The organism is Haliscomenobacter sp. (genome assembly GCF_965225875.1).
Lineage (GTDB): Bacteria > Bacteroidota > Bacteroidia > Chitinophagales > Saprospiraceae > Haliscomenobacter.
In genome coordinates this window covers 717,365-732,885 of the sequence record NZ_CBDDBS010000002.1, presented here as the reverse complement: position 1 = coordinate 732,885, position 15,521 = coordinate 717,365, and the positions used below count along the sequence as shown (strand labels likewise).

Annotated in this window: 12 protein-coding genes; 4 read left to right on the top strand and 8 right to left on the bottom strand. The window is 45.6% G+C overall.

Annotated elements, in window-relative coordinates:
• Positions 1 to 185 precede the first annotated feature (185 nt).
• The gene (locus tag ACO08K_RS05835) at positions 186 to 2,870 is read left to right on the top strand and encodes a family 78 glycoside hydrolase catalytic domain (protein ID WP_421795460.1); all 2,685 of its coding nucleotides are present in this window, start codon (positions 186 to 188) and stop codon (positions 2,868 to 2,870) included.
• A gap of 3 nt (positions 2,871 to 2,873) precedes the next feature.
• On the opposite strand, the gene ACO08K_RS05830 is transcribed toward ACO08K_RS05835, so the two are convergent.
• A complete protein-coding gene (locus tag ACO08K_RS05830; protein WP_421795459.1) occupies positions 2,874 to 3,866 on the bottom strand; it encodes a S41 family peptidase in 993 nt (330 codons plus the stop codon).
• A gap of 12 nt (positions 3,867 to 3,878) precedes the next feature.
• On the bottom strand, positions 3,879 to 4,709 hold the full coding sequence (locus tag ACO08K_RS05825; RefSeq protein ID WP_421795458.1) for a hypothetical protein: 831 nt from the start codon (positions 4,707 to 4,709) through the stop codon (positions 3,879 to 3,881).
• Positions 4,710 to 4,901: 192 nt separating this feature from the next.
• Here ACO08K_RS05825 and ACO08K_RS05820 point away from each other — a divergent pair, with 192 nt between their 5' ends.
• The gene (locus ACO08K_RS05820) at positions 4,902 to 5,954 is read left to right on the top strand and encodes a flavin monoamine oxidase family protein (protein ID WP_421795457.1); all 1,053 of its coding nucleotides are present in this window, start codon (positions 4,902 to 4,904) and stop codon (positions 5,952 to 5,954) included.
• On the opposite strand, the gene ACO08K_RS05815 is transcribed toward ACO08K_RS05820, so the two are convergent.
• Positions 5,946 to 6,797, bottom strand: a complete 852-nt coding sequence (locus ACO08K_RS05815) for an AP endonuclease (protein ID WP_421795456.1) — start codon at positions 6,795 to 6,797, stop codon at positions 5,946 to 5,948. The two genes, ACO08K_RS05820 and ACO08K_RS05815, sit on opposite strands and share 9 nt — an antisense overlap.
• 174 nt (positions 6,798 to 6,971) lie before the next feature.
• On the opposite strand from ACO08K_RS05815, the gene ACO08K_RS05810 reads away from it, so the two are divergent.
• A complete protein-coding gene (locus ACO08K_RS05810) occupies positions 6,972 to 8,528 on the top strand; it encodes a glycoside hydrolase family 32 protein (protein ID WP_421795455.1) in 1,557 nt (518 codons plus the stop codon).
• A 14-nt stretch (positions 8,529 to 8,542) separates the two neighbouring features.
• On the opposite strand, the gene ACO08K_RS05805 is transcribed toward ACO08K_RS05810, so the two are convergent.
• Entirely contained in the window at positions 8,543 to 9,259 is a 717-nt protein-coding gene (locus ACO08K_RS05805) for a LytR/AlgR family response regulator transcription factor (protein WP_421795454.1), read from the bottom strand.
• Positions 9,259 to 10,167: a sensor histidine kinase gene (locus ACO08K_RS05800; RefSeq protein ID WP_421795453.1), complete on the bottom strand. Its 909-nt coding sequence runs from the start codon at positions 10,165 to 10,167 to the stop codon at positions 9,259 to 9,261. Before ACO08K_RS05800 ends, ACO08K_RS05805 begins: the two co-directional genes overlap by 1 nt.
• Before the next feature lie 542 nt (positions 10,168 to 10,709).
• On the opposite strand from ACO08K_RS05800, the gene ACO08K_RS05795 reads away from it, so the two are divergent.
• Positions 10,710 to 11,132, top strand: a complete 423-nt coding sequence (locus ACO08K_RS05795; protein WP_421795452.1) for a hypothetical protein — start codon at positions 10,710 to 10,712, stop codon at positions 11,130 to 11,132.
• Between the two features lie 88 nt (positions 11,133 to 11,220).
• Here ACO08K_RS05795 and ACO08K_RS05790 read toward each other — a convergent pair whose 3' ends face one another.
• From ACO08K_RS05790 to ACO08K_RS05780, 3 genes are read right to left on the bottom strand one after another with little or no spacing between them, the layout of a single operon-like run.
• A complete protein-coding gene (locus ACO08K_RS05790) occupies positions 11,221 to 11,952 on the bottom strand; it encodes a LytR/AlgR family response regulator transcription factor (protein WP_421795451.1) in 732 nt (243 codons plus the stop codon).
• A gap of 6 nt (positions 11,953 to 11,958) precedes the next feature.
• Positions 11,959 to 12,978 (bottom strand): sensor histidine kinase, encoded by a 1,020-nt coding sequence (locus ACO08K_RS05785; RefSeq protein WP_421795450.1) that lies wholly within the window; start codon positions 12,976 to 12,978, stop codon positions 11,959 to 11,961.
• 24 nt (positions 12,979 to 13,002) lie between these two features.
• On the bottom strand, positions 13,003 to 15,465 hold the full coding sequence (locus tag ACO08K_RS05780) for an outer membrane beta-barrel protein (protein WP_421795449.1): 2,463 nt from the start codon (positions 15,463 to 15,465) through the stop codon (positions 13,003 to 13,005).
• Positions 15,466 to 15,521 lie beyond the last annotated feature (56 nt).

Below are 15,521 nucleotides of genomic sequence, written 5' to 3'. Positions count from 1 at the left end.
ACATTGTTTATCAATTTGCCTCTGAGTCATCTTAGCCACCGAAGGTGGCCTAAACTCCGAGAAACTCTGCGGGTACTCTGCGAAACTCTGCGGTAAAAAAATGTTGAGCCTGCATGTTGTATTTGCTAAAAAAGCATTCCAATTCCTTGATCTTTAAGGCAAATAAGTCAAAATTCGCGTCGTTTATGAAACCTACATCTGCTCGTATAATTCTCTGCACATTTTGTGCATTCTTTTTTCTAACTATTACCCCAAGTTTCGCCAAACCCGTTGAACTCCGCTGTGAGTACCTCACCAATCCCCTAGGTATTGACGCAGCCCGTCCGCGTTTCAGCTGGCGGTTGGAAGACCCTAGTCAGGGTGCGGGTCAAAGCGCCTACCAAATTTGGGTAGGAACCGATTCAGCGGGACTGCTCCAGGGCAAAGCACTGGTCTGGAATTCCATAAAAGTGGTTTCCAACAAAACACTAATAACGTATGCAGGTCCACCCTTGCAAGCCTTTAGCAAATACTACTGGGCCATAGCCTCCTGGGGTGTCGATGGGCAACGTACGCTTTCTTCCGTTGCGAATTTTGAAACTGGCATGCAAAAGGCCAGCAATTGGAAAGGCGCCTGGATTTCGGATACCCGCGATGTCAACCTCAAACCTGCTCCTTACTTCCGCAAAACCTTTGAAACCAATAAAAGCATCCGCTCCGCGCGCGCCTACATTGCCGTGGCGGGTTTGTACGAGTTGTCGATCAATGGCCAGGCGATTGGGAATCACCGCCTGGACCCCATGTATACCCGCTTCGACCGGCGGACGATGTATGTGACCCACGATGTGACCAAACAAGTCCAAAAGGGCAAAAATGCCATTGGGGTTCTATTGGGCAATGGCTGGTACAACCATCAATCCACGGCGGTTTGGTTTTTTCACGAAGCACCCTGGCGCAACCGCCCCACTTTTTGCCTCGATTTGCGCATCACCTACACCGATGGTTCGGTAGAAACAATCAGTTCTGGCAAGGACTGGAAAACGGCCCTCAGTCCCATCATTTTTAACAGCATTTATACCGCCGAGCACTACGACGCTCGCCTGGAGCAGCCCAATTGGAACCAACCCAATTTTGACGATGCCCAATGGAAAACCGTGATTTTGCGCCCAGCACCCAGCACCAACCTGGTCGCTCAGGTGATGCACCCCATCCGCGATGTGGAAGCAATTAGCCCTAAATCCATGCGCAAAATCAACGACACCACTTATCTGTACGACCTGGGCCGCAACATTTCTGGCGTAGTCAGCCTACGCGTAAGTGGTGCAGCTGGCACCCGGATTCGACTCCGACATACCGAACGCCTCAACGCGGAAGGCCGCTCCGACATGTCGAACATCGACGTCCATTACCGCCCTACTGACAATACTGACCCTTTCCAAACGGATATTTTTATCCTCAGTGGCCGCGGCGAGGAACGTTTTATGCCCCGCTTCAACTACAAGGGTTTTCAATACGTGGAAGTGAGCAGCAATCAGGCCATCACCCTTTCTGAAAACAGCCTCAAGGGGTATTTTATGCACAGCGATTTACCTGTGCTGGGTAAGGTACAATCGAGTAGTTCCACCCTGGACAAAATCTGGTTTGCTACCAACAATTCCTACCTTTCCAACCTTTTCGGTTATCCCACCGATTGCCCCCAGCGGGAGAAAAACGGCTGGACCGGAGATGCCCACATCGCCAGCGAAACTGGTTTGTACAACTTTGACGGCATCACCGTTTACGAAAAATGGCTGGCCGACCACCGCGACGAGCAACAACCCAATGGCGTGTTACCCTCCATCGTGCCCACCAGCGGTTGGGGGTATGAATGGGGCAATGGCCCCGACTGGACGAGTACTATTGCGATCATCCCCTGGAATGTGTACCTGTTTTACGGCGATTCTAAACTGCTGGAGGATTGTTACGACAACATCAAACGTTACGTGGATGCCATCAGCGACCGCAGTCAAGGGCACTTGACGACCTGGGGCCTGGGCGATTGGGTGCCCGTCAAATCAAAGGCACCGGTTGAACTGACCTCTTCGATTTATTACTACGTCGATGCGACGATTTTGGCCAGAACAGCTCAATTGTTGAATAAAAAAGCGGATTACACCACCTATTCAGCGCTGGCCACTCAAATTAAAGCGGCCATCAATGCCAAATACCTAAACCGGGAAACGGGCATTTATGGCAACGGCACCCAAACGGAAATGAGTGCACCGCTCCACTGGGGGATTGTGCCCAGCGAACTCCAGGCCAAAGTAGCCGCCAACCTGGCGCAAAGGGTCAAAGCTGATGGCGCGCATCTGGACGTAGGCTTGTTGGGCACCAAAACCATTCTCAACGCGCTCAGCGACAATGGCTACGCTGACCTGGCCTACCAAATCGCCGCGCAAGAAGACTTCCCTTCCTGGGGTTGGTGGATCAAAAACGGCGCCACCACCCTCTACGAAAACTGGCCCATCGATGCGAAGTCGGACATCTCCATGAACCACATCATGTTTGGGGAAATTGGAGCCTGGTATTACAAGGCGTTAGGGGGCATTAAGCCGGACCCGGCGGCTCCGGGTTTTAAAAATATCTTGCTCAATCCTCATTTTGTGAAGGGTTTGGATCGTTTTCAGGCCAGTTTTAAAACGCCACAAGGAGAATTGGTTTCGAGTTGGGAAAGGACGGCTCAGGGTATTAGCTACAAGGTAGTTGTGCCACCGAACAGCAGTGCTAGTTTGAGCCTAGAGCTTTTGCCAGGTCAAAAGGTGTGGAATAAGGGGCGGGTATTGGATAATGCGGGCAAAAATGTAATGGTACAGCAGGTGAATGCTGGAAACTATGAGTTTGTGATCAAATAAAACTCATTCAGCTATCGCCCTTTCCAACATTCGGTCGCGCTTATTTTGAAGATCAAGAGCAGTGTTGTTGATTTCAATATCTGGTTTAATGCCGTCTTCAATATGGCGACCGTTTGCTGGGAGGAAGTAATTGCTAGCAACGGCCACGGTCCAACCGTTGGGCAACTCATAAGGTAATTCAAGGCCACTACCCGGGCCAGTAGTCTGGCCGATCAGGGTCACATTGGGTAAGGTTTGTAGAACTGCCACCACGTATGTTACAACGTTAAAGGTATAGCGATTGGTAAGAATAATTATTTTTTTATCCCCTACATATTCTGAAGTGGGTTGAACTATTACGGGCACTGTTTTGAAATCTTTTGGGCCTCTACCATTCTTATGTACCATTGATCCCACTTGTGTAGGCGTGGATACAAAATGTCTGAGCAGATTAAATGCTGCGATTGGCTGACCACCATATGCATTGCGCAAATCAATAATTACTTTTTTGAATCGGCTAAAGGTTGTATACCCGATTGCGCTTTTTATTTTGTCTGAATCTGAATGAAACAAAGAATAAAAATGAACATAGGCAGTAGTATCATTAATTGTTTCTGATAAGGGATCAGATCTAACATCAATGTTTTTCCTCTTCAGGTAATTCAATACGACCTCTAGTTTAAACTGAATGTCATATCCTGTCTTAAAATCATAGGTTTGGAGTGTGCGACCGTTGTTGACATAACATTGCCCATCTTTCAATTCTTTTATTGCTTGGTGACAAATTGAAAAGAAGCTGTCTTGTGTCATCTGGTTGGACACCTTGGGGCGATAGCCTATTTTAACTGCTTCCCAATCAATTTTTTTAACCTCAAGCAAAGCATAGTTCTCTTCTGTGAATTTCAAAAACTCCTCAAATACTTCAACGTTGGAGTCCTTTGGAGAGGCAAATTCCTTGGAACAACCTAGGAATAATAAACTGAGATAGAGGACTAAAAGATTAATGTGTGTTTTCATGACTTTTTAAACCTAAATTGATAAAGCTATACCAAGTTGATGATTGAATTTAAAGAGAGGTTTAACTCCTCCAGCAAAAAGGTAATTCCATTTGTAGTTGAAACCAATTGAGTTGCCCCTTTGACCAAGTTTGCGTTGAAGTCCTGTTTGAAATTGAAGATTTGTAAACTGAGTAAATGGTCGAAATTGAGCACGCTCAAAATATTCTGACTGCAATAGCAAAGAATAATAATCTTTCAAAACGTAGTGATCTTCAGGAAAAACAAAAGCATAAGCAGGACGCTCTGTAAAGGCAAATAGAGGTAAAGCAGTTTTAACGTTCAATAGCCAGTTTTCACCTAATGACTTTTGATATTTCCCACTCAGGCCAAAAGAAGTCCACATGACATAACTAAAACTTGGGTCATCATCAAATCCAAACCAATATCCTCCATCCCGATCAGTAAGGAACACACCATAATCAATATACGCACCCAATTGCCAATTTTTATTTCTCAACGTTCTTAAATGCTCATAGAACATCCGCATTTCTATAGCAAATACGCTGGTGACGATATTTCCATCTCGATCTCCAACAGCGAAGGACAGTCCAAATCCCAGTGCATTTGCGCTCTTTTCGCCCTGAATGCTGTAACTCAATGTTGAGTTTCCGCCTTGGCAGGTACGGAAAATGCTGCTGTGTCGAGTGTCTTTAACCATTGTTGCTAGATACCCAAAATCAATAGTAAAACTGCCGCCCAAATTTTGAGCGAAGCAAAAATTTACATTGATAAGCGATACAACAAACAACAAAGTGTAAGATCGAAGAAAGGCTTTTAATGTTGATGTAAAAGCAAGGCTCATTTATCACAGTGATTTAATTATAATTTATATTTATTCGGATGGAGTCATCAACTCTACTGCCGACAAAAGTACAACAAGGAAGATGTTTTTTTATCGCGAGCTATTTTTTAAAACTTAAATTTCGAGCTTTTTTTAAAATGCCCACCTGGGCCCCACTACTCACCACGCACAATAATTCCCTATTTTTAACCCATGAAAAATGTATTGATTTTAGGTGCTGGTTTAACTGGCCTTACCTTGGCTTATCAACTCAAAAAAGCAGGTATCTCTGCCACCCTCATCGAGGCTCGGAACCGTCCGGGTGGGCGCATTCATACCCTTTATCCGGAGGGAGAAGCGCCCGTAGAAATGGGTGCAACCTGGCTGGGTGGAAAACACGAAGCTTTAGTTGCTTTATTGAATGAATTGGAGCTGCCCGTTTTTGAGCAATTTTTGCAAGGCTATACTTTTTACGAACCGATTTCCACCTCGCCCCCTCAGGTTTTTCTCTTGCCAGAACAGGCACCTAATCTCCGCATTGCGGGCGGCAGTGGTGTTTTGATCAAAAAACTACTGAGCCACTTAGCTCCCGATCAACTCCACTTGGGGCAGCGTGTCCAAAAAATAGTTTACCACGATGGCATTTTTAGTGTAGAAAGCGCTGATCAAAGCTTCAGCGCGGATATCCTGGTGTCCACCATTCCGCCGAAGTTACTGGTTGAAAAACTTGAGTTCCAGCCAGCCCTGCCAGAATCTTTGGTGCTAAAAGCTCAACAAACCCATACCTGGATGGGCGAATCCATCAAAGTAGCCATCACTTATCCCCGGGCGTTTTGGCGGGAGAAAAAATACTCGGGCTCGGTATTCAGCAATGTTGGCCCCATCAGTGAACTGTACGACCATTCCAATGTGGAAGCATCCCATTTTGCCCTCAAAGGTTTTATGAGTGGGGCTTTGCACGGGGCAAGCCAGGAACAAAGAAAAGCGCTGGTATTCCAGCAATTGCAGAAGTATTTTGGCGATGATGCCCTACGGTACAATACCTACTATGATTGTGTTTGGCAACAGGAGCAGGATACTTTTGCGCCTTATACCGGATACATTTTGCCGCATCAAAACAATGGTGATCCCATTTTTAGGGACAGTTATTTTGATGGTCGCTTTATTGTAGCAGGTACGGAAACTGCTGCTGCCTTCCCTGGTTACATGGACGGAGCAGTAGGGAGTGGAACGGAGGCTGCGGAGCGGGTGTTGAAGCTACTTTAGTTCTAAAAGTTTTTTCAAGCCCTCCAAATTCCCCCGCAGCACGACCTCGACATCTTCATCATCCCGATGCCCCAGTACTCCGATTCGCCCTTTAAAGCCACTTTCCCGAATCAATTGAATCATTTCTTTTTCACTTTTCCCGCTACCAATTGGGAGAATTTGGCCTTTGCTCAAATCCATACCATCCAGGTTGATGGCCACGAGGTAGGGCAACATATTTTTCAACATGCTGTGAAAACGGTTGATCTGGTGGTGGCCATGGTGAAAACTGTACACGATGCCCACACCCTTCAGGCCAGCTTTTTTAATGATTTCAATTTCGTTTTCTGGTTCGCCAAACCAGCCACCGTGGTTGTACAAGGCAATTTTGCACTGCAGTGGAGTCAGGATGGAATGGAGGTATTTTAAAAATGCCGCACCTTTGGCCACCCTTTCATGATGGCTTAGACCTTCAAAAAAGCCATTGTCAAAACCCAGCCAAAAAGTGGTTTTGAGTTTGTTTTTGGCTACAATATCGATCACTTTTTGGTTGTCGGCACTCAATTGCCCGGTTTTGTCCACCTGACTGTTGACCCACAGCCAAACACCTTCCATGGCGATGTTGTGTTGTTTGGCCAATTTGATTTCCTGATCAAAAGTAGGGATGTGTTCACTGCGCCAGTCGTATACGTACTGCACGAAGCCCAATTTTTCCAACATCGCGATCCGTTCTTCCGGGCCACGTTTTAACTTATCGAAAGGGACGATGCACCAGGCAGTGAGGTTGTTTTGGTCAAAAATGTTTTGAGCAAAAGCAAATTCCAGGTTGACCAAAAAAAGCAGGAGTAAGGGAATGAATTTCATAGAAGGTTAGTTTGAATGGCTAAAGTACATGAAAAACAGAGGTGAAACCAATCATTCCTCCTTTGATTAAAGGATAATTTTATAGATTCGTAAGTACAAAAAAATGGCAAAGAAGAGTTGGCCAATCAAAAGCCAATTCGGCATCCAGTCCTTTTACCTAAACTTGATGAGCTAATGAATACACGCTTATATATCCACCTGTTTTTGCTGATGATCATGCTGACTAGCTTAAAAGTGGTTGCCCAATTCCCCCACTACCATGAGCCCCAGCGCCCCCAATTCCATTTCTCCCCACCCCAAATGTGGATGAACGACCCCAATGGTATGGTCTACTACAAGGGCGAATACCACCTGTTTTATCAGCATTACCCCGAAGATAAAGTTTGGGGCCCAATGCACTGGGGGCACGCGGTTAGCAAGGATTTGGTGTATTGGCGCAATTTGCCCATTGCCTTGTACCCCGATTCCCTGGGTTTGATCTTTTCTGGTAGTGCGGTGATCGACTGGAAAAACACCAGTGGATTCGGCATCAATGGTCAGCCGCCGATGGTTGCCATGTTTACCCATCACCTGATGGCGGGCGAAAAAGCTGGTCGGAACGACTTTCAATACCAGTCCCTCGCCTACAGCAACGACGCTGGTCGTACCTGGACCAAGTACAAAGGCAACCCGGTGATTCCCAACCCCGGCATCCGCGATTTCCGCGACACCAAAGTGATCTGGCATGAGGGCAGCAAACAATGGATTGTGGTACTGGCAGCACAAAACCAGGTGCGTTTTTACGGCTCACCCGATTTAAAAAACTGGACTTTCCTCAGCAACTTCGGTGCCGAGCACGGCAACCATGGTGGCGTATGGGAATGCCCCGATTTTTTTCCACTCAAAGTGAGCGGTAGCACTCAAAGCAAGTGGGTACTGATCCAAAGCATCAACCCGGGCGGACCCAATGGAGGCTCGGCTACTCAATACTTCGTTGGTGAGTTTGATGGCAAAACCTTCCGCAACGACAATGCCCCTGAAAAAGTCCTTTGGATCGACTGGGGCCGCGACAATTACGCCGGGGTAACTTGGTCGGATGCTCCCGCCGGGCGGCGCCTGTTTATGGGCTGGATGAGCAATTGGGATTACGCCCAAAATGTGCCTACCCATCCCTGGCGTAGCGCGACTACGGTAGCCCGGGAACTGAGCTTGCGACAAACCCCAGATGGCTTGAGGGTGTTCTCGCAGGCGATACCAGAACAAAAAAAGTTGCGTGCCAAGAGCTTTACCCTTACGCCTCAATCCCTGAGTGGCACTTTGGATATCGGCAAAAAAAGTGGCCTTTCACCCGCCCAACTGGAGCTGGAGCTGGAAGTTGTACTACCCAGCGATCCACAGGTAAAATGGGGGCTTGAACTCAGCAATGCTAGTGGAGAAAAATACCGCATCGGAATGGACGCTGCTCAAAATCAATTTTTTAGCGACCGACGGCTGGCGGGCAAGCACGATTTTTCAAAAGCATTTGGCAAAGAAGTACACATCGCATCCCGGGAAAGCAAAGATCGCAAGGTGAAAATGCACATCCTACTGGACGTTTCTTCGCTTGAATTGTTTGCTGATGAGGGTAGGGTAGTGCTGACGGATTTGTTTTTCCCTACCACGCCATTTGATTCTATTTCCCTGTTTTGTGAGGGAGGGAAAGTGGACCTGGTAAAAGGGCAATTGTGGAGTTTGAAGGCGATTTGGAAATGAGAAGGGTAAGGGTTTCACCGCCCTTCCATCAACCCCACAAACGCCTCCTTATACATCCTTCCGATGGGCAACTCCATTTTGTGGATTTCCACATCGTGCGCGGTATAGGCCTCAATTTTGTCAATAGCCACCACAAAAGACTTGTGGATGCGCACAAAACGATCTGCGGGTAATTCATTGAAAAAATTCCCGATGGAGGTTTTGGTCATGATTTTTTGATCCTTGAGTACAATTTTGACATAGTCTTTTACTCCCTCCACGTACAAGATGTCATCAAGAGCTACTTTGATGGTTTTGCGCTCGGCTTTGATCAATAAAAAGGTGGCCTCGGCTGGGGTAGGGGAGACGGGGCTAGGTTCAGTTGTTGTTTTTGGGACTTTTTGCTCCAAAAACTTGTCGATGGCTTTGATGAATCGTTTGAAAGGAATGGGTTTCACCAGGTAATCGAGTACATTCAGTTCAAATCCTTCCACCGCGTATTCCCGATAAGCGGTGGTGATGATGATGGAGGGTTTGTTTTGAATGGATTCGATCAGATCCAGACCGGTCAGTTCGGGCATTTGGATGTCCAGAAAAAGCAGGTCGGGCTGTAGGGTTTTGATTTGCCCCAATGCCTGCAAGGGTTCGGTAGATTTTCCACAAACCTCAAATTGTTCAAACTTGCTCAGGTGCTGCTCGATGACATTCAGGGCCAGGGGCTCGTCATCGAGGATGTAACATTTGTAGGGCATTAAAACGTAATTTCCAGCGTAACTTCATACATTTCCTCCCCATTGACAATCTGCAATTGATGCCGATCAGGATAGAGCAAGTTAAGTCTTTTTTGGATGTTTTCCAGACCTACGCCGCCGCTCTGCGTTACTGGACTATTTGTGGTTTTACGCTTGCTGTTGCTGAGGCTGAAGTAGAGCTTTTTAGGGTCAGTATACAAATGCAGTTCTACCCTAAAAACTCCATCGGCACCAACTCCCCCGTGTTTGAAGCAATTTTCGGCAAAAGGCAAAAGCAACAAGGGCGCGATGGCGATACTGTCGTTTTGCACGGCAATATCCGCTTTTACCTGGAGTTTATCGCCGTAGCGCAATTGTTCCAAACCCAGGTAGTTTTCCAATAATTGAACCTCTTTGGCCAATGGAACGGTATCCATACTGGCACGGTACACGAGGTAGTCCAGCAATTCGGTGAGTTTGAGTATGCTGTCGGCGGTGAGTTCAGATTTGGACAAGGCCAGGCTGTAAATGTTGTTCAGCGAGTTGAACAGGAAATGTGGGTGCAATTGCCCTTTGAGCAGTTTGATCTCCACCTCAGCTTTGGCTTTGATGAGTTCCTCGTTCAGTTTTTGTTTGCGGCGGTAATCCCCGATGATGTAGATGCACACCGCCAAGGCTATGATGGAATAATCGCGGATGATGTTTTTGAGCATTTTGTTGACTGGCACGGGATAATACTGCTCCGAGCGCAGGTAATTGACCACTTCCTGCCACTTGATGCGGAAATAAAATACAATCACCGCCACAACCACACACCACAACAGGAACCAAATCCACTTTTGGGGCACCAAATAACGCGGCACCACAAACCAAGCAATAAAATAAGTGGCGATCATCAAAATGGGTAGTGGCAAGAGGGTGGCGCGCAAAAAACTAGGCCATTCACTAGGGTACTGATGAACTAAATTGGCGAAATACTCCGACACCACATATAGTCCCCAGAAAAGGACATGGGTTATGAGCAAGGAATAATCGATGCCTTTGCCTGCTGTCCGAGTTGTTGGTATTGTTTGGATGGTGCTGATTTTTAAATGATTTAGAGCTTGTTTAAATTTTTTGTTCGGGCTACAAACGGCCCATATTTGCCTAAATTTCGTTCCGAAAATGCTCATTTAGCGCTGCTAAACTCCACTTTTCGTGCCTCATTTAGGCAAACATTTTCTCGTTTTCGCTTCCGCCCAAAAAACTTAAACAAGCTCTTAAATTACGTTGATTTAGTGGTGAATTTTGCATCAAAGTAGAGCAAAATACAATCTAGGTAGAGCAACGACTGCTTTTCCCAAAAAAAGCTGACTTCCCTCCGAATCTGGTTGTTGCTATCCCAAATCCAGGGCTTGGTATACCTTTTGAATTTGACATTGAAAGGGGTTATACATTTGAACTCATCATTACTTCACCAAAACTTGTGATCATGAAAAATCTAAAAAGTTTATTGTTGTCCGCATTTGTAATCGTTGGGATGTGTTCTTTTGTAACTGCACCTAATCCTGAAGCGGCAGCAGAACTACCTGGCGGCGCATTCCTGACCATCGCTGGCAAATTCGGAGGTGACATCAGCAAGAAGGATGTACTCAAAACCAAGGAACTGGCGGTTGATGGCTGTGCAGTAGGTTCCAAGATTTTCACCTACACCATCGACATCAACAAAGGTGGTACCATCAGCACCTTCAAAGAAGAGTCCAATACCTTCTCTAAAGAAATTATCCTGAAAATTAAGGAGTTGAATGCTGGTGATTCTTTTGAATTCAAAAAGGTAAAGGCTTATTTACCAAATGGCAAAGATCAGGTGGATGTGCACAGCAAAAAGTTTGTGGTCGTAGCCGACAATGTTTGATTGAAATAGGCTCTAGGAGCAAATGAGTGGATGGAAGAGCTTACCAAGGGCGCTGCTACTTGGTAAGCTCAATGTCCAATTTATTTGCTCATTTCATTTGATTTACGAATTGCATCAGTGCCTCTAAATGAACGTCGCTTACTGGAATATGCTGCTCGCCGATAAAAATGGTTTGACTACGGATAGAATCGATTTTGCCCAAGTTGACAATGAAGGACTTGTGTACGCGCATGAAGTTTTGTGGGGATAGTTTTCCTTCGATTGATTTTAAAGTCATTTTGGTAATGACAGGTTTTTTTGCCGTCGTCAAAAATATTTTCACATAATCCTTCATGCTTTCAATGTGGGAGATGTCCTTGATCTGGATTTTGACCAGTGCGTATTCTACATTAACATAAAATACGTCTTCCTGGGGCGTTTTAACTTCCAAAGTGGGGGAATTAGCTTTGAGTGCGACTTGTTTTTGTTTTTCCTCCAGTGCTTTTAAGGCTGCCGTGGTAAAACGTTCCAAACTGACCGGTTTCATCAAATAATCGATCACATCGAGATCATAACTTTCAAGCGCATAATTGGAGTAGGCCGTGACAAAAATAACCATTGGTTTTTCCCGCAAACTTTGCAAAAATTGGGTACCCAACATCCCTGGCATTTGAATATCAAGAAACATCAAATCTACTGCGGTTTCTTGCAACAGCTGCAGGGCTTCAAAAGGATTTTTACAAACGCCTACAAGTTCCAAAAAAGGCAATTGGCCAATGTTTTCTTCAAGGAGTTTGCGTGCCAAACTTTCATCATCCACAATTATGCAGGTCAGTTTCATAACGATTCAATTAAACGTTAAACGCAAGGTGACCAAAAACCAGTCTTTTTCATCCTGGATGAGCAATTCATGGGTTTGAGGGTAAAGCAATTCCAGTCGCCTTTGAACATTTTTCAACCCGATCCCCGAACTCGTGTCCTTGTGCATCGCCGTTTCGGGGGCAATTTTATTTTTGATCGAAAAAGACAAGGTGTTTTCGCTGATGTGCAACACAATCCTGATCGAGGGATTCAAAACCATTCCTACGCCATGTTTAAATGCATTTTCTACAAATGGGATGAGCAACATGGGTTCAATCATTTGGGTGGAAGCGGCACCTTCCGTTGTAAAGACCACATCTACGTCTTCCCCAAAGCGAACTTGTTGCAATTCGATGTAATTTTTCAGGTAAGCTACCTCTTTTTCCAAGGGGATTTGAGCATTTTCAGATTCATACAACATGTAGCGCATGAGCTCCGAAAGTTTCAAAGTGACCGGCTCGGCTAAATCCGATTTACTCCGAATCAGATAAACGATGCTATTTAGGATGTTAAAAATAAAATGCGGGCTGATTTGAGAGCGCAAAAAGGACAATTCCGACTGCAACCGTTCTTTTTGTTTTTCTTCCTGCTGTTTTTCCTGCACCACTACGTAATTCAACAACCCATAACCCGTACTGATGGCAGCCACCAGGATCAAGGCAATGGTGCCCTTGGAGGGCCTGCTGTCATGGTGTTGGTGCTCCCTGGGATCATCGTTCAGTTGGGTGTGGATGACCCGATGCAACAAGGAAAACCCAAATACTACGACCACCAATGAGGTCAGATACAAGGGAATACCTTTTCGGATCAGCACTTTGGGGATCAACCATCCTGTGTTGATGATAAACAATGGAATATGAGTGGTTAAAATCAGGATGATGATAAATTTGGCGCGCGCATAAAACTCGTCCTCACCGACGTTGGATAAAGACAAATACAGCCAAACGCTCCACAAAAAAAAGTGGAACAGAATCGTTTTATGGAGGCCAGTGAGGACGAATTTCATGACAAATTTTTAAATAAATAATCCTTAAAATTCTTGCATTTCAGGCACTTCGGGCTTCTTGTTGCTCTTTTTGAACAGTGAAGCATCCGCTTTGCCAAAAGGAATTTGCAAGGATAGTTTAAAATAACGGGTATCGCGGCGGCGCATCGACTCCTGAATGTAAGTAGGAAGTGTCAGTGTGGTAATGTCTTTACGGGTATTGAACACATCATTGATCGAAAATACCAAATTTGCTGCATTTTTGAAAAACGATCTTTTTACCGCAAAGTCCATGTAGGCAATACCTTGCCGGGAACCTTGGGGAATGGGCCGATTGCCTTCGTAGGCAGCATTCAACTGCAGCGAAAAACTAGCAGGCAAACGGTAATTCAAACCCACTTTACCATTGGCGGCCCAACCGCTGTTGCTAAAAGTATCTACATTGACATTGAACCTAAACACATTGGAATTGAACAGGACATCAAAGTTTTTGCCAAAAGCCAGTTTTAAGGTATTGTCGATCCCGTAGGTCAATTCATTAGTACCATTCACAAATTTGGTCACCAGTACGGTAGGGTCGGTTTCGGAGGGGAGTGTCAAAGGCTTTATGGTATTGGTTTCATTGCTCAAATACAAGGAAATCAACCAATTGTTGTGGCCGAAAATTTTATTGTAGTTCAATTCGGCCAGATCAATAAATTCGGGTTGTAAGGCTGGGTTGCCGATTTGGATGTTCTGTTTGTCATTGGATTTGATGCCTGGCATAAACTGTTGAGGATTGGGGCGTTGGATTTTGCGACTAAAGTTAAGCCCAAGCGCGTTGTTTTGACCCAAGTCTTTTGACAAAAAAATGGACGGAAAGAGGGAACGGAAAAACTCTTTTCCCCAGCCTTTGGGGTAAGTGTAGCCGAAATCAGGTTGGTTTTCCAGGTGTGAAATCCCGGTCAAATTGGACTGCTCAAACCGCAAGCCCGCCTGGTAGCTGATGTGGTGCTTCAGGCGCCCGGCGTACAAGAAATAAGCAGCATTGATGCTTTCGCTAATGTTGGCATCCTGGGAGAATTGGGTATCCACGATGAAATCGTTCAATTCCGCATTGAAGGGTTTGAAAAAGTAATTTTGGTAGCGGGCATTCCAAAAACTGCGCAACCCCATTTCGAACTTGGTGGAGTCGTTTAGGGGATTGACATAATCCAACTGGAATAAGACCTGATCATTGTTGCTGGCATCGTTTATTTTAACCAATTGAGGATAAGTTGCCAAAGATGTTCCCTGGGCATCAAAACCAGTGGTGTTCCAATTGGAAGTATTGGTCTTGTCCCCCCAGCTGTAGTTTAAAATAGCTAGGAGCGATTTGTTTTTGGTGGCATAGGTTTTTTTCCATTGCAGATCAAGGCTATTGCGGGTAAAATCATTCTCAGACAAGGTCTGGCGGGACCCATAGTTGGTGATCTGGCGGTTTGAGGCTAAGGATTCATAGTTCTGGGCAACCGAGAAGTCAAATGCTCCACCAGAAACGGTTCCTGCCAGGGAGATGGTATTGCGGTTGTTGAGGGCGTAATCCACATTTAGGCGGCCGGTTTGGAAAAAATTCCGATTGGTAACTACCGAATTTTGATTGTAATAATCCTGCACAAGGGCTGCTGAAGTTAAACCTGTACGGTATACGTAAGCAAGGGATGGCACATTCGAATTGTTGATGCTGTAAAAACCGGAAATACTCCATTTGTCCTTATTGAGGTTCAAATTGAGCCCGCCATTGTACCGATCCTGGTTGCCTAATCCAAGGCTCAAAACTCCGTTGTAACCAGGTTTGCGGTTGTTTTTGAGTACAATGTTCAAAATTCCGCCCATGGTGGAAGCCTCATATTTGGCAGAAGGATTGGTGATGACCTCCACAGATTCAATTTGGTCGGAAGGGATTTGATTCAAGGACATCAGGGTTGGTTTGCCATCCACATAAATGGTGGCACTTCTTTCCCGCAATTTGATGCCTCCGTCCATGTCAACTGTAACCGAAGGCACATTTTTTAGCACATCTTCGGCAGTTCCACCCATGGCACTGAGGTTTTTATCCACATTAAACACCCTTTTTTCCAGGTTCATGGTGGTGGTCGCCTTTTCCGCTTTTACTTCCACCGTGCCTAATGTTTGAACATCGACGGCCATGAGCAGGTTGCCCAGATCTTGTTCCAGGTTATTGGGCGGCGAAATTTTAATTGGTTTCACCAAATCCTGATTGCCGACAAAACTCACTCGAACTTTGAAAGCACCCATGGGCAGTGCAGTGACATTGAAGTCTCCATTTTCTATGGTTAAAGCGCCACCGATTAGACTGTCCTTTCCACTGGGTAAGGTTTTAAAAACGGTTACGGATGCATATGCGATTGGCTCCTTAGTTGTTGCCTCAAGTAGTTTGCCGTACACCCGCCCGATGGCCGGGGTATTTTTTTGCGCCTGCAATGCAAAAGCGAGCAGGATCAAAGAAAGGGTGAATAAATTTTTCATGGTTCAGCACTTTTGTAAATGACAATACAAAGGTACTGGCCCATATTTTGGCGTGA